The 14,658-nt window shown below is 59.1% G+C and carries 18 protein-coding genes; 9 read left to right on the top strand and 9 right to left on the bottom strand.

Features of this window, described 5'->3' with window-relative positions; translation table 11 throughout:
* Positions 1–46: 46 nt before the first annotated feature.
* From LAB08_RS07085 to LAB08_RS07070, 4 genes are all read left to right on the top strand, one after another.
* Positions 47–1,558: a purine-cytosine permease family protein gene (locus LAB08_RS07085; RefSeq protein WP_096512885.1), complete on the top strand. Its 1,512-nt coding sequence runs from the start codon at positions 47–49 to the stop codon at positions 1,556–1,558.
* A 189-nt stretch (positions 1,559–1,747) separates the two neighbouring features.
* Positions 1,748–3,127 (top strand): sodium:solute symporter family protein, encoded by a 1,380-nt coding sequence (locus tag LAB08_RS07080; RefSeq protein WP_096512886.1) that lies wholly within the window; start codon positions 1,748–1,750, stop codon positions 3,125–3,127.
* Positions 3,128–3,213: 86 nt separating this feature from the next.
* On the top strand, positions 3,214–3,939 hold the full coding sequence (locus LAB08_RS07075) for an MBL fold metallo-hydrolase (RefSeq protein ID WP_096512887.1): 726 nt from the start codon (positions 3,214–3,216) through the stop codon (positions 3,937–3,939).
* A gap of 56 nt (positions 3,940–3,995) precedes the next feature.
* Complete coding sequence (locus LAB08_RS07070) at positions 3,996–4,247, top strand: acyl carrier protein (RefSeq protein ID WP_096512888.1); 252 nt, start codon at positions 3,996–3,998, stop codon at positions 4,245–4,247.
* A 188-nt stretch (positions 4,248–4,435) separates the two neighbouring features.
* Here the strand turns inward: LAB08_RS07070 and LAB08_RS30520 are convergent, their stop codons facing one another.
* The 4 genes from LAB08_RS30520 to LAB08_RS07055 all read right to left on the bottom strand — a co-directional run bounded on the left by LAB08_RS30520 (position 4,436) and on the right by LAB08_RS07055 (position 7,578).
* Positions 4,436–4,564 (bottom strand): PA1414 family protein, encoded by a 129-nt coding sequence (locus tag LAB08_RS30520; protein ID WP_007914492.1) that lies wholly within the window; start codon positions 4,562–4,564, stop codon positions 4,436–4,438.
* Between the two features lie 139 nt (positions 4,565–4,703).
* Positions 4,704–5,597 carry a putrescine utilization regulator PtrR gene (gene ptrR, locus LAB08_RS07065; protein WP_096512889.1) on the bottom strand — a complete coding sequence of 298 codons (894 nt, stop codon included), beginning with the start codon at positions 5,595–5,597 and terminating at the stop codon, positions 4,704–4,706.
* A gap of 78 nt (positions 5,598–5,675) precedes the next feature.
* Positions 5,676–6,608, bottom strand: coding sequence for a DMT family transporter (locus tag LAB08_RS07060; RefSeq protein ID WP_096512890.1), 933 nt, complete (start codon positions 6,606–6,608; stop codon positions 5,676–5,678).
* A gap of 133 nt (positions 6,609–6,741) precedes the next feature.
* Positions 6,742–7,578 (bottom strand): CvfB family protein, encoded by an 837-nt coding sequence (locus LAB08_RS07055; protein WP_096512891.1) that lies wholly within the window; start codon positions 7,576–7,578, stop codon positions 6,742–6,744.
* Between LAB08_RS07055 and LAB08_RS07050 the strand changes: the two genes are divergently transcribed.
* From LAB08_RS07050 to LAB08_RS07040, 3 genes are all read left to right on the top strand, one after another.
* Positions 7,577–7,789, top strand: coding sequence for a hypothetical protein (locus LAB08_RS07050; protein WP_147432573.1), 213 nt, complete (start codon positions 7,577–7,579; stop codon positions 7,787–7,789). The genes LAB08_RS07055 and LAB08_RS07050 overlap by 2 nt on opposite strands.
* Positions 7,790–7,929: 140 nt before the next feature.
* On the top strand, positions 7,930–8,118 hold the full coding sequence (locus LAB08_RS07045; protein ID WP_028621608.1) for a PFL_1563 family small protein: 189 nt from the start codon (positions 7,930–7,932) through the stop codon (positions 8,116–8,118).
* Positions 8,119–8,350: 232 nt separating this feature from the next.
* Positions 8,351–9,220: a DUF6279 family lipoprotein gene (locus LAB08_RS07040; protein WP_096512892.1), complete on the top strand. Its 870-nt coding sequence runs from the start codon at positions 8,351–8,353 to the stop codon at positions 9,218–9,220.
* Positions 9,221–9,333: 113 nt separating this feature from the next.
* Here LAB08_RS07040 and LAB08_RS07035 read toward each other — a convergent pair whose 3' ends face one another.
* The gene (locus LAB08_RS07035; protein WP_096512893.1) at positions 9,334–9,723 is read right to left on the bottom strand and encodes a transcriptional regulator; all 390 of its coding nucleotides are present in this window, start codon (positions 9,721–9,723) and stop codon (positions 9,334–9,336) included.
* Between the two features lie 178 nt (positions 9,724–9,901).
* Here LAB08_RS07035 and LAB08_RS07030 point away from each other — a divergent pair, with 178 nt between their 5' ends.
* A complete protein-coding gene (locus LAB08_RS07030; RefSeq protein WP_096512894.1) occupies positions 9,902–10,636 on the top strand; it encodes a DUF899 domain-containing protein in 735 nt (244 codons plus the stop codon).
* A gap of 183 nt (positions 10,637–10,819) precedes the next feature.
* On the top strand, positions 10,820–11,095 hold the full coding sequence (locus LAB08_RS07025) for a hypothetical protein (protein WP_096512895.1): 276 nt from the start codon (positions 10,820–10,822) through the stop codon (positions 11,093–11,095).
* A 6-nt stretch (positions 11,096–11,101) separates the two neighbouring features.
* Here the strand turns inward: LAB08_RS07025 and LAB08_RS07020 are convergent, their stop codons facing one another.
* The 4 genes from LAB08_RS07020 to LAB08_RS07005 form a co-directional block, all read right to left on the bottom strand.
* The gene (locus tag LAB08_RS07020) at positions 11,102–11,905 is read right to left on the bottom strand and encodes an IclR family transcriptional regulator (RefSeq protein WP_096512896.1); all 804 of its coding nucleotides are present in this window, start codon (positions 11,903–11,905) and stop codon (positions 11,102–11,104) included.
* A gap of 157 nt (positions 11,906–12,062) precedes the next feature.
* Positions 12,063–12,683, bottom strand: a complete 621-nt coding sequence (locus LAB08_RS07015; RefSeq protein ID WP_096512897.1) for a 2-dehydro-3-deoxy-6-phosphogalactonate aldolase — start codon at positions 12,681–12,683, stop codon at positions 12,063–12,065.
* 19 nt (positions 12,684–12,702) lie between these two features.
* Positions 12,703–13,695 (bottom strand): 2-dehydro-3-deoxygalactonokinase, encoded by a 993-nt coding sequence (locus tag LAB08_RS07010; RefSeq protein ID WP_096512898.1) that lies wholly within the window; start codon positions 13,693–13,695, stop codon positions 12,703–12,705.
* Between the two features lie 193 nt (positions 13,696–13,888).
* On the bottom strand, positions 13,889–14,371 hold the full coding sequence (locus tag LAB08_RS07005; protein ID WP_096512899.1) for a GNAT family N-acetyltransferase: 483 nt from the start codon (positions 14,369–14,371) through the stop codon (positions 13,889–13,891).
* Positions 14,372–14,658: the final 287 nt, after the last annotated feature.

The raw sequence follows: 14,658 nt of genomic DNA, 5'->3' as shown, positions 1-14,658 counted from the left end.
GTGACGCTCACGCACGATGAGCGCGCCTTTATGATCGGAGCTGATCATGAATAACAACAACAAAGACCAAAGCCTTACGCAAATTGAAACCCACGGGGTCGAGCAGATCCCGGACAACGAACGCACCGCAGGCCCGACGGACCTGTTCCGGATGATCTTCGGTGGTTCGAACACCTTTGCCACCGCCGTTCTCGGCAGTTTCCCGGTGCTGTTCGGCCTGTCTTTCCAGGCTGGCGCCTGGGCGATTGTGCTGGGCGTGTTGCTCGGTTCGCTGATCCTCGCGCCGATGGGCCTGTTCGGCCCGATCAACGGCACCAACAACGCCGTATCTTCCGGTGCGCACTTCGGCGTGCACGGGCGGATCGTAGGTTCGTTCCTGTCGCTGTTGACCGCTATCGCCTTCTTCTCCCTCTCGGTGTGGAGTTCGGGCGATGCGTTGATCGGTGGTGCCAAACGCCTGATCGGCCTGCCGGAAACCGACCTGACCCTGGGCCTGGCCTACGGTCTGTTCGCGATTCTGGTGCTGACCGTGTGCATCTATGGCTTCCGTTTCCTGCTGTGGGTCAACAAGATCGCAGTATGGAGCGCCAGCCTGTTGTTCCTGCTGGGGGCTTTCGCTTTTGCCGGTCCCTTCGATGTGAACTACGCCGGCACCGTGAACATGGGGCAACCGGGGTTCTGGGCGGCGTTCATCGGCGCTGCGCTGGTGGCCATGAGCAACCCGATTTCCTTCGGGGCGTTCCTGGGCGACTGGTCGCGCTACATTCCGCGTGATACCTCCAAGCGCCGCATCATGGCCGCTGTGGTGATTTCGCAGATCGCAACCTTCATCCCGTTCCTGTTCGGCCTGGTCACTGCCACCATCGTCGCGGTCAAGGCGCCGGACTACATCGCGGCCAACAACTATGTGGGCGGCCTGTTGGCGGTATCGCCGAGCTGGTTCTTCCTGCCGGTGTGTCTGATTGCGGTGATCGGCGGCATGTCCACCGGCACCACCTCGCTGTATGGCACCGGGCTGGACATGTCCAGCGTGTTCCCACGGGTGCTGTCGCGGGTCAAGGCCACGCTGCTGATCGGGGTGATGTCGATTGCCTTCATCTTCATCGGACGCTTCGCGGCGAACCTGGTGCAGAGCGTGTCGACCTTCGCCGTACTGATCATCACCTGCACCACTCCGTGGATGGTGATCATGATCATCGGCCTGTTGGTACGTCGCGGTTTCTACTGCCCGGATGACCTGCAAGTGTTCACCCGTGGCGAGAAAGGTGGCCGTTACTGGTTCACCCATGGCTGGAACTGGCGTGGCCTGGGTGCCTGGATCCCGAGCGCGGCCGTCGGCCTGTGCTTCGTGAACCTGCCGGGGCAATTCGTCGGACCACTGGGCGAAATGGCCGGCGGTATCGATATCAGTCTGCCGGTGACCCTGGGCCTGGCCTCGGTGGTTTACCTGGTCTTGCTGAGTCTGTTCCCGGAACCGACTGCGGTGTTCGGCCCGAACGATCCACGCAGCATGAGCAAGGATTCGCTCGTTAAACCGGCGATGCGACAAGTCGCCTGATAAACGCATTACCTGTGGTCAACGCATGACCTGTGGGAGCGAGGCTTGCCCGCGATGAACGATGAAGCGGTTTGCCTGACGGACCGCGGCGCGCCCTTCGCGGGCAAGCCACGCTCCCACAGGGATCGATGTTTGCTCAGGAATTGATTTTTAGTTCCACATAAAAAAGACAATCGGAGACACGCCATAATGGCTTTGGATTTATTCGTCGTACTCATCTACGCCGCCGCGATGCTGATACTCGGCTACTACGGCATGCGCAAGGCCAAGACCAACGAAGACTTTTTGGTCGCCGGTCGTAACCTCGGCCCGACCCTGTACATGGGCACCATGGCTGCCACCGTCCTCGGCGGCGCGTCCACCGTGGGCACCGTGCGCCTGGGCTACGTGCATGGCATCTCCGGTTTCTGGCTCTGCGCCGCACTGGGTTGCGGAATCGTGGCGCTGAACCTGTTCCTCGCCAAACCGCTGTTGAAACTGAAGATCTACACCGTTACCCAGGTGCTGGAAAAACGCTACAACCCGATGGCCCGCTCCGCGAGCGCGGTCATCATGCTGGCCTATGCCTTGATGATCGGCGTCGTTTCGATCCTGGCGATTGGTACCGTGCTGCAAGTGCTGTTCGGCCTGCCGTTCTGGATTTCGGTACTGCTCGGTGGTGGCGTCGTGGTGATCTACTCGGCCATCGGCGGCATGTGGTCGCTGACCCTGACCGACATCGTCCAGTTCGTGATCAAGACCGTTGGCCTGATGTTCATCCTGCTGCCAATCTGCATGTACCGCGTTGGCGGCTGGGATCAATTGGTGGCCAAACTGCCGGCGGCGAGCTTCAGCTTCACCACCATCGGCTGGGACACCATCATCACCTACTTCGTGATCTACTTCTTCGGCATCCTGATCGGTCAGGACATCTGGCAACGGGTGTTCACCGTCAAGACCGCTAAAGTGGCTCAGGTTGCCGGTACCGCTGCCGGTATCTACTGCATTATCTACGGTCTGGCGTGCGCCCTGATCGGCATGGCCGCTCACGTACTGATCCCGGATCTGGACAACGTCAACAACGCATTCGCCGCCATCGTGAAACTGTCCCTGCCGGACGGTATCCGTGGCCTGGTCATCGCTGCCGCACTGGCCGCCATGATGTCCACCGCCAGCGCCGGCCTGTTGGCTGCCGCCACCACCCTGAGCGAAGACCTGCTGCCGAAACTGCGCGGCGGTAAAGCATCGAGCCTGGGCCTGAACCGCCTGGTGACTCTGTTGACCGGTCTTGTCGTACTGGGCATCGCTCTGGTAGTGAACGATGTGATCAGCGCCCTGACCCTGGCCTACAACCTGTTGGTTGGCGGCATGCTGATCCCGCTGATGGGTGCGATTTTCTGGAAACGCGCCACCACCGCCGGCGCCATCGCCAGCATGAGCGTGGGCTTCGCCACTGCCCTGCTGTTCATGGTCAAGGACGGTCTGGACGCCAATACCCCGATCTACTACAGCCTGGTAGCAGGTCTGGTGAGCTTCGTGGTGGTCAGCCTGATGTCCCGTCGTCCGGCACTGGTGACCAGCGCCGCCTAAGCTGAACATAACGACTTGATGCTTTTCTTCGACGGGTGTGGCGTCGGTTGCCACACCCGTTTTTTTTCGCCTGGAGAAAACCTTTGATGAAAATTGTTTCCCGCGATCAGTGGTTCGAGGTCAAACAACTCAGCGACGGCATTCGTTTGATTCACGAGCCTTACATTCGCCCTTTCTACCGCTGCAATCTCTGGCATGTGCAAGGTCGCGACAAGGACCTGCTGCTGGACAGCGGTTCCGGGCTGGTCAGCCTGCGCGAGCAATTGCCGTGGATCACCGAGCGCCCCCTGGTGGCGGTGGCCAGTCACTGCCATTTCGACCACATTGCCGGGCATCACGAGTTTTCCGAACGCCTGGTACACCCGGCCGAAGCGCAAATCCTGGCCGCACCGGACGGTGAAAACGATTTGAGCCGGATGTTTGTCGGCGACGACATGTTCGAGGCGCACCCCGATTGCCCGTTGTGCTACGCCGAATATCGGGTCAAGGCCGCGCCGGCCACGGGTACGATCGAAGAAGGTGATGTACTGGACCTGGGCAACCGGGTGCTGCAAGTGCTGCACACGCCGGGACACTCACCGGGCGGCATCAGCCTGTATGAAGCGGCCACCGAGACCCTGTTCAGCGGCGACATCATTTACGACGGGCCGCTGATCGAAGACGCTTATCACTCCAACCTCGACGACTATGCACGCAGCCTGCAACGCTTGCGCGCCCTGCCGATCCGCACGGTGCATGGCGGGCATTTCGGCAGCTTTTCCGGGGAACATCTGCGCCACATGATTGACGAGTGGCAGCGCTCACACGGCTGAAGCCTGCTGTACTCAAGCCCGGGGCGACCAAAACAATAACGCCCTCGAAGATCGCCATGAAAAAAGCTGCCGTTCGTGCCGCCGTGCATCGCTACATCAGCCGCCTGCTGGAAGGTCAGGATGACTTCGACGACAACACCAGTCTGGTGCAGTTGGGATTGGACAAATCGGATATCGAAGAGCTGATCTTCCATCTGGAAGACGAACTCGGCTTGACGGCGTTCACCGCCGAGGAAGACCGGATGCTCAAGACAGCCAGGACGGCGAACGACTTGAGTCGGTTTTTGATGAAGATTGGGCGGCATTGAAAACTTACGCCACCAGAGCAGGTATACCCTTTGTGGCGAGGGAGCTTGCTCCCGCTCGAGGGCGGAGTCCTCGCAAAACCTCTCAAAGCGCCACGACTGAAACCTTGGTATCAAGAGGGGCTGCTTCGCAGCCCAGCGGGAGCAAGCTCCCTCGCCACAAAAAAGCACCCTCTCAACGGTTTGTTCGCTTACCGGCGACGCTGCTGGCGTCGGCGTTGCTCGTCGTCGGTGCGAATGGGCACAGGTTGCAGAGGCGGTTCGATCAAACCGAGCGCGACACCCAGGTCATGCAGCCAGTTTTGGATTTTCTCTTTCATGATGCCCCCTTCAGGGTAGTGCCGAGCGACCGGAATTCTGTAGCCGCTTGGAACTGATAATAGTCCGAAGTCCTGAGCAATGCTCGCCCAAAGTGGCAATGATCTGTTACTGAATCGATCACAATCCGATGGCATTAAATCATGCAATCGCGCGGACCAGGCTTTGCGCCGACGGAAAGAGCGCCTGTTGCTCCTCGATCCACGCGTTCAGGTTGGCGCCGACCATGCCCTTGCGCCACATCAGCCAGGTGGTCGCGCTGGCAAACGGTTCAGGCAACGGATGGACCGCCACGCTTTCGCGTCCCGGCAGGCTGGCAAGCATCGACTCCGACATCAACGCCACGCCCGATCCGGCAATCACACAGGCGAGCATTCCCGGATAGGATTCGATTTCAATCGCCCGGCCCATCGCCGCATGATCATGAGAAAACCAGGACTCCAGGCGCATGCGATAGGAACAGCCCTGACGAAAGGTGAACACCGAGCGCCCTTCCACATCCCTTGCACTGAGCACGGGAGGATGATCAGACTCGCTGATCAGCACCAACCGCTCCTCGCACAACAACACGCCATCGAGCACGGCCAGTTCCGGTGGTCCGTCCACCAGCGCCGCATCGAGCCGGCCGGTGAGCAAGCCTTCCAGCAACTCACCACTGGGCCCGGACTGCACTTGCAGGTTCACCGCCGGGTAACGCTTGTGATAGCGCGCCAGCAACGCCGGGAGGTGAATGGCGGCGGTGCTGTACATGGTGCCCAGTACGAAGTCGCCGGCCGGTTGTCCACCCTGGACCGCTGCATGGGCTTCGTCGTGCAAGGCAAACAGCCTGGCGGTGTAGTCCAGCAGGACTTTTCCCGCGGGCGACAATTGCAAACGCTGACGCTCGCGAACGAACAGTTCAACGCCCAATTGTTCTTCAAGCTGCTTGAGCCGGGTCGACAGATTGGACGGCACCCGGTGCAGCCGCTCGGCGGCACGGGTGATGGACTCTTCCTGCGCCACCGCCTGGAAAATCCGCAATTGGCTGAATTCCATGGCATTCTCCAAAAAAGAACAAGTTACCCACTATTATTCTTTTCTAGAGAATGTCAATCGACCCAGGCTGGACGGTGCTCAGGACTGCCCAAGCGCTCTGCGCAAACGACGACGCACCCACTGCTCGGCGCTGACAAACGTGATGCCCAAAAGCACCAGAATCGCGCCAATGACGAAGTTCAGGCTCAGTTTTTCGCCCAACAACACCACCCCGAACGTGACGCCGAACAACGGCGTCATGAACGAAAACACCGCCAGGTTCGCCGCCAGATAGCGGCGCAACAACCAGAACCAGATCAGATAGCTGAAGAACGACACCACCACGCCTTGGAACAGCACGCTGGCTACCGCCACGCGGGTCAGGCTGACGTGGGTGATCTGACCACTGAGCAGCGCGATCAACAGCAAACCGAAGAAGCCGACGATCAGTTGGTAAAACAGTGTCAACGTCACCGGCGCCTCCGACAACCGCGAAGCCCGCACCACGACGGTGGTCGCGCCCCAGGCCGCCCCGGCCAGCACGCCCAGCGCATCGCCCATCAACATGCGGTAATCGAGATTGTCCCAGGACACGCCACCGGCAAATGCGATGGCAATCCCGACGAATGCGAGGAAAATCCCCAGCCACTGCACAGGCCGCAAACGCTCGCTCGGCAGCAGCCAGTGCACACCCAGTGCGGTGAAAATCGGCGCAGTGTAGAGGAACACCGACATATGCGCGGCCGTGGTCAATTGCAGGCCTTCAGAAATGAAGAAGAACTCCAGACCGAACAACGCACCGGCCAACAACCCGCCGCGCCAGGTGCTGCCAACCTGACTCCAACCGCCCTTCCAGCAGATCAACAATCCCACCAGCAATGCAGACATGCCCGAGCGCCCGGCCGCCTGCATGACCGGCGCGATGTCGGGCGCCGCCCACTTGATCATGACCTGCTGAACGCCCCAGACCAGGCACAACCCCAACATCACCTGCAAGGCGAATCCATCGGCGCTACGCCGGGTGGCGCTCACCGGAAAACCTCGACAACAACACGATCCATGGCAGTGACTCGGCAGTAAAAGCAAAACCCCGACACAAGGTCGGGGCGAAAATATCGATTATTAACCAGATGTACAGAAATTACCCACGGTAGGAGCGAGCTTATCAGCTCAGTTCAATGCGATCGGCATGAATGACAATCTGGCCATTCTTGTACAACGCACCAATGGCCTTTTTGAAGTTGCCTTTGCTGACACCGAACATACTGCTGATCACCGTCGGGTCGCTCTTGTCGCTGACCGCCAGGGTGCCATTGTTCTCACGCAACTTGGCGAGGATCTTCGAGTTCAGGCTGGTGGCCGCTTCCTGGCCGACCGGCTGCAGGCTCAGGCTGATCTTGCCGTCGGCACGAACTTCCTTGATGAAGCCCTTCTCTTCTTTGCCCGCGCGCATGAACTTGAAGATTTCGTTCTTGTGGATCAGGCCCCAGTGCTTGTTGTTGATGATCGCCTTGAACCCCATGTCGGTGGCTTCGGCAACCAGCAGGTCGACTTCCTGGCCCGGGGTGTAGTTGGCCGGGGTCTTGTCCAGATAGCGGTCCAGGCGAGCCGTCGCGGTGATGCGGCGGGTGTGCTTGTCGAGATAGACATGCACCACGGCGTATTCGCCGGCCGTCATCTGGCGCTTTTCTTCCGAAAACGGCAGCAACAGATCCTTCGGCAGGCCCCAATCGAGGAACACACCGATGCTGTTGACTTCAACAACTTTCAAGCTGGCGAATTCACCGACTTGAACTTTCGGTTTTTCTGTCGTCGCGATAAGTTTGTCATCACTGTCCAGATAAACAAAAACATTGAGCCAGTCTTCATCTTCGCTGGGAATATCTTTTGGAATATAACGATTAGGCAAAAGTATTTCGCCATCCGCGCCACCGTCCAGATATAAACCGAAGTTAGTGTGTTTAACCACTTGCAAACTGTTGTAACGCCCGACTAAAGCCATGTCCAATACCCTCATTGCGTGGGCGGCATTCTACCCGTTTTTGCCGGCCGCGTTCGGCGGCCGGGCCGGTGGCGCGAGAAAATCCTCCGAAGGCCTTAATTTTCCTGGATTTCGCCGCACCCGAGTGGCCGCTCGTCTGACCACCCCGACAATTTTCGACGCTCTCGGCCCGGTCAAAATCGTTATTTTGTCGATCCATGTTTTTATTTAAAACAGCGACTTAGGGGATATTTTCCAATAATAATCCGCCATTTATCCTGCACCCGCTGTGAAACCTCCACGGGATATTTGCCAAGCAAATTGCAGGTAATTCCTGTACGATGCCTGGCCAAGTTAATTTTCTACAGGTTAATGGCCGCCATGCGCGTAAAAGCATCCACCAGCAAAGCAAAGCCAGCTCCAGCCGTCGAAACCAGCGAATCGATCAATAACCAGATTGCTGCGTTCCTCAAGTCCGGCGGTGAAATCCAGCAAATTGCCAAAGGCGTCAGCGGTCAGACATTCGGCCCGTCCAAGCAGATCACCCTGGGCAAGAAATAAGAGCAACCCTCGGCATCACCTGGTCCACAAGCGCTTTGAGCTTCGAAGCGCTTGGACTGGAACCCTCCCCGCAATACCCCCTCCCCATACCCCAACGCTCATAAAAACCTGCTCAGCCATCAGGCCACGTGCTCTTCTTGCTCGCCTTCCCTTGATCGGCTGAACTGCCGGGCTCATCCTGCGTTCACATGAGAATCAGATCCAGAAGCCAGGCTTTCGCAAGGATTCGCCCATGTCTCGCTGGTTAAGGCACATTGCCTTCGTGCTCACACTCATCCTCGCCCTCGGCGCATGCAGTCGAATGGGCCTGGCTTACCGCAACCTCGACGTCATCATTCCCTGGACGCTCAGCGACTACCTGGACATGAACGGCGAACAAAAAAGCTGGTTGAATGAACGTCTCAAGGAACACCTGACCTGGCACTGCACCACGCAATTGCCGGGTTATCTGGATTGGCTGGACCGCTTGCAGACCATGGTCGCAACCAACCAGGTCACCGATGCCGCCCTGCAAGCGCGCACCGAAGAGGCCGAACAGGCCATCGCCGAGACCGCCCGGGAAATCACCCCATCGGCCATCGAGTTGCTGCAAGGACTGGATGACAGGCAGGTCGCTGAAATGAACGAGGCCTTCGCCAAGGACCAGCGCAAACGCCAGGCGCAATACCTCAAGCCGCCCCTCGAGCAGCAGATCAAAGACCGTGGCGAGCGCATGGAGAAACGCCTGGGTGATTGGCTCGGGCCACTCAGCCCCACGCAACAACAGCGTGTCGTCGCGTGGTCCAATGCCCTGGGTGACCAGAATACGCAATGGATCGCCAACCGTGTCCACTGGCAGAAACAGTTCAGTGCGGCGGTGGCGCAACGTCACGGCCCTGAATTCCCACAGCGAATCGAGACACTTCTGGTGAATCGTGAGCGCTTGTGGACACCGGAATACCGCCAGGCTTTCGCCAAGACTGAAGCGCAGGCGCGTTCGCTGTTTGTGGATTTGATGGCCGAAAGCACGCCGGAGCAGCGTCAGCGATTGCTGATAAAAATCGAGGGTGTGAGGAAGGATTTCAGCGATTTGAAATGCCTGAAGGCGGCAAAAAAGGGTTGATGGCAATTCACATGACTTGTAGGAGCTGGCTTGCCAGCGAATCCAGACACCTCGGTGTGTCAGTGACACCGACTTCGCTCGCAAGCCAGCTCCTACATTGGATTTGCGTGAAGTCAGGCAATCTGCGCCTTCGAAGCCACCTCATCAAACGTCACTTCATCCAGCGCATCCTGCTGCTCATCGAGCACCTGACGCGGGTGGTCATTACCGGGAATGCTGCTGTCAATCAGGCTCAACAGCCTCGAGCCACGCAGGGTCAGAATGTAGTTGGAGCCAGTGCCGCCCTGCTCCTCGGGCCGGGGTTCGATATAGCCTCGTGCCAACAGTAATTTTTCGTACTCACCGGCCACCGCTTTCAAGTGGTCGAGGTTTTCAGGTACCTCGCCCTGCGCAGCTTTTTCAGCCGCGTATCGTTCGGCATAAGGTCGTGGCGTGAAGCTGGCTTCGCCGTTCTGCACTTCGTGCAGCAAGCGTTCAATCAAATCCCAGTTATAAGTCGTCATCCTGATTCAACCTCCGGTGCCCGTGATTGATAGGGCCTTCATAGATTGTGACCGGCGCACCCGGCAGCCGTTCAGCTCAGGTTTTTACTGATACCGACCGGCGGCATGTCGAATTACGCAGTGACCAAACGACTAGGCTGTGTAAATCACCTCCCAGCCCCACGCAGGAGAAATCATCATGAACATTCAGAATCATCCCGTCGTGTCCCGGGAAGAATGGCTCGCCGCCCGCAAACAGCACCTGGCCCACGAAAAGGCGTTCACCAAGGAGCGAGATCGACTGAGCGCCGAACGCCGCGCCTTGCCCTGGGTGAAAATCGACAAGGACTACCGCTTCCAGGGCCCACAGGGCGAACTGAAACTCGCTGACTTGTTCGGCGGCCGCAGCCAACTGGTCATTTACCACTTCATGTTCGCAAAAGGCTGGGATGAGGGTTGCCCTGGTTGCTCGTTCCTCAGCGATCACATCGACGGCGCCAACCAGCATCTGGCCCACCACGACGTAGCCGTGGTGGCGGTTTCCCACGCACCGTTCGCCGAATTCCAGGCCTTCAAACGGCGCATGGGCTGGACATTCGACTGGGTGTCATCGGCGGGAAGCGATTTCAACTACGACTTTGGCGTCACCGCCCGCGCCGAGGACGTCGCTGCCGGCAAGGCTACCTACAACTACGAAAAAACCGACGGCTCCGAAGAAGAACTCCCAGGCCTCAGCGTGTTTTATCGCAACGAGGCCGGCGAGATTTTCCACACTTACTCGACCTACGCCCGTGGCCTGGACCTCCTGGTTGGCGCCTATAACTACCTTGATCTGACGCCAAAGGGCAGGAATGAAGAGGAAATCATGGAGTGGGTGAGGCATCACGATAAGTATGAGGAAGCAGTGAAATCCAGTTGCTGCCATAGCGGATAATATTTCGCACTGCCGGGCCTTTGCAGGAGTGAGCCTGCTCGCGATAACGGAGTGTCTGCACATTGTTTGCGACTGATGCACCGCTATCGCGAGCAGGCTCACGCCTACAAGGATCGCTGAACTTTTTCAGTCCTTGAACCCTCAACCGGTTAACCCGCCTTAACCGGAACTGAGGCCTGAAGAATGAAAAACCTGCTGAAACTCACTCTCGTCGCCACCCTTGCCTGTGCCCTGCCCGCTTGGGCCTGTACCCCAGACGAAGCCACCGCCAAGCGCGAACAGCTGGCCCAGGAAGTCAGCAAGCTCACCGAACAGAACCCGGCTAAAGCCAAGGAGATCAACGATGAGTTACAGAAGATGGACCTGAAAACTGCCTCCAAGGATCTGCCGGACAAGTGCCAGCTGATCGATCAGCGCCTGAAAGAGCTGGGAGCGGCAGAGAAGAAAACCGAAAGCTGACCAGGATTACACCTTCAAACCAAGCTCCGCCGACAGCCGGGCCGTGACCCCTTTGATCAAGGGAATCAGCTCGGCCATTTTTTCCAGCGGCATATACGGCACGGTGCTGGCGATGCTGATGCCGGCGACGATGCGTTTGCTGGCGTCGCGGATCGGCGCCGCCACACAGCGGATCGAGGGTTCGTTATCTTCCAGGTCGAAAGCGTAGCCACCTGCCACGTACTCGAGCATGCGCTGCTGAAACTGCTCCCAGGACTGCTCCAGGTGCTGTGGCCAGAACTGATTTTTCCCACCTGCAGGCAGACTGATTTCGTACAACCGCTGCCACTCTTGCGGCGTGTCGTCGAGCATCAGCGCCTTGCCGATCCCGGTGCGCGCCAACGGCATGCGATGGCCGACCCGCGAACGCATTTCCGGACCGTTGCGCCCCGGATTCTTGTGCAGGTACAACACCTCATCGCCTTCGCGGATCGCCAGGTGAATGGTGTCGCCGGTCAACGCCGACAACTCATCGAGGTACGGCCCGGCCAGGGTCACCAGCGGTAACTCCTCCCGCGCCTGAAACCCCAGTTCGATCAGCTTCGGTCCCAACAAATAGCCGACTTGCGGCACCACCCGCAGGTAACGCTCATCCACCAGGCAACTGGCCAGGCGATGGGTGGTGCTGCGCGTAGTGCCGATCAGCCGGGCGATTTCCTTGAGATCGCGGGCGCCGCTGGCCACGGCCTGAACCACACCCAGGCCGCGAAGCAGGGTCTGGGTGCCGGTCGGCGCGGTCTCCTTGGCGATTTTTGGGGCGTCTTCCTGCATATCCAGCCTTTACCGTTGAGCGAGTGAACGGGCGGCATTATGGTCGGCCTACCGTTGCCACTACAACTTGATACGCTCGACCTTGCCCACCAACAAGATGTAGGAAAGCGCACCGATCAATGCCAGAACCGAGACATAGGTAATCGCCGGAAAAGTCTTAGCGAAGGGCTTTCCAGGCAGCCACGTAGGCCTTGGCATTGGCCGCCACTTGCTCCGGTGTCATGCCCGGCTTGAACAGACCGGAACCGAGGCCGAAACCTTTGACGCCAGCGTCGATAAACGCCTGCATGTTGTCCGGGGTGATGCCGCCGACCGGCGCCAGGATCGTTCCCGCCGGCAGCACCGCGAGCCAGGCCTTGACGACCGCCGGCCCCATTTGCTCGGCCGGGAACATCTTCAGCACGTCCGCGCCCTCGGCCAGAGCCGCGAAGGCTTCGGTCGGCGTGGCGACACCCGGCGACAGGTACAGACCGGCCGCTTTCGCCGCGCGCAGCACCTTGGGATCGCTGTGGGGCATGACGATCACCTGGCCACCCGCCGCCTTCACCTGCTCGACCTGCTCCGGCGTCAGCACCGTGCCCGCGCCGATCAGGCAATCGGCAGGCAAGGTACTGCGCAGGATGCGGATACTTTCGTACGGCTCGGGGGAATTGAGCGGTACTTCGATGACGCGAAATCCGGCCGCGTACAGGACTTCTCCGATGGCGACGGCTTCTTGCGGATGCAAGCCGCGCAGGATCGCGATCAGACCGTTTTGCGCCAGTGCTTGTTTGAGCATGTCAGGACTCCAGTCAGGGTTAACGGGATGGCATTGCGGCGACCAGTCCGGCGGCGACCGCCAGTTGCCATAGCCCGCGTTCGGTGGCCTGCTCGGCCAAGGTTACCCGGGCAAAACCGCAGGCGCCCAAGGCACGGCTGTAGCGGCTGCACAGTTGGGCATTGCCGATCAGGATGATTGAAGGCAGGTGCATGCTGTTGCGTCGGCGGCGTTGAACGCTGGCCAGGGCCGAGAGCTCATGGCCGAGCAGCAGACCGGACAGATAATCCGCTTGCGCCGTAGCGCTCAGTTCACCGGTCAAGCCCAGACTGCGGGCGCTGAACAGGGTCGACAGCACGCCGATTTCGCCGTCCGCCGACAAGGCGACCTGCACGCCACGATCGAAAGCTTCGCCATCGAACGACCCGCCGCGCTGCTGGGTGCGCCCCAGGATGCTATGTTCACTGAGGACGGCGAAGACTTCGCCGGTCATGAAGGTGTCGAAGTGCACGATGCAGCCGTCGCTCACTTCCACCCATTTCGAATGACTGCCCGGCAGGCCGATCAACAGATCGGTACCCGCCTCTCTCGACAGGGTTTGCAGCACACCGAGCACCTGGGTTTCTTCGCCGCGCATCACATTGGGCAGGTGTGAACGCTGTATCACCCCCGGCACGATGTGCACATCGACACCGCGAAGGCTACGAACAATTTGTAGGGAGGTTCCGAGATTGGCGACGTTCGCCGGTGTATCGCGGTAGGCCGCTTCGCGCCAGCCCTGGGCGCTGCCGACCATGCCGCAGGCGATCACCGGCAAATCGGGTTGGGCGTCGAGCCAGTCACCGCAGGCCTCATCGAAGGCCAATTCAAAACCGTCGGTGCATTCACGACCGGCGATGAATCGCGGCGCCTTGGGCAACTGCATGATCCCCGACGACAGCGAACGCTGTTCGAGCACCTGGCCATCTGCGGCAAGTTTGTAAGCGCGTAGTGAGGTTGTCCCCCAATCGAGCGCGATCAAATGCGCCAGCATCGCTTCACCTGTTCTGTTTTTTTGGCAGTGTGTGAAGGGGACTATAAACCTCGAAAAAGAAAAATCTCAATATATAAATATCAATCCCATATATTGAGATAAAGACAAAAAAGATCGCAGCCTACGGCAGCTCCTACATTTGGAATGCGTTCCCCTGTAGGAGCTGCCGAAGGCTGCGATCTTTTAAAGCCGATCAGTTTCCTTCAGCGAACTCGCGCAACACCTTCCCGTCCATGCGATAGCGAACCCACTCTTCCTGCGGCTGCGCGCCCAGGGATTTGTAGAATTCGATGGCCGGGGTGTTCCACTCCAGCACACTCCATTCGAAACGGCCGCAGTCATTGGCACAGGCGATCTTGGCCAGGTGCCGCAACAAGGTTTTACCCGCACCGCCACCGCGCTGTTCAGGGGTGATGTAGAGGTCTTCGAGGTACAGGCAGTTGCTGCCAAGCCACGTGGAATAACTGAAGAAGAACACCGCGAAACCGATCGCCACGCCTTCACGCAGGCAGATCAAGCCATGGGCGGTGGCACCTTCGCTGAACAGGCTGCGTTCGATGTCGGCCACGCTGGCGATGACTTCATGGCGGGCACGTTCGTAGTCGGCCAATTCGGTGATGAACGCGAGAATTTGCGGGGCATCACTGGGGGTCGCCGGGCGGATTTCGATCGTCATGGACGTGCCTTGTCAGAAATGGAAAACGCCATACTAAGTCGGCGCGGGATCTGTGGCGAGATGGCTCCGCATTTGTAGGAGCGAGCTCGCTCGCGATGGTCGTCAACGATTACAGTTGCAGCCTGAACAAGCGCGGTGTCCTTGCGTTTTTTCGCGAGCAGGCTGGCTCCTACAGGGGGAATACTCCGGCCTGCGCTAATCCTGAAATCGTGAACCTCGGACCTAACATAAGCGCCTTGCATGATAGATAGATGACCTGTGCATTTATCAGGTCAAGGAACCGCGTC

Source organism: Pseudomonas izuensis (assembly GCF_002356535.2).
Classification (GTDB): domain Bacteria; phylum Pseudomonadota; class Gammaproteobacteria; order Pseudomonadales; family Pseudomonadaceae; genus Aquipseudomonas; species Aquipseudomonas izuensis.
This window is presented reverse-complemented; position numbering and strand designations above follow the sequence as displayed.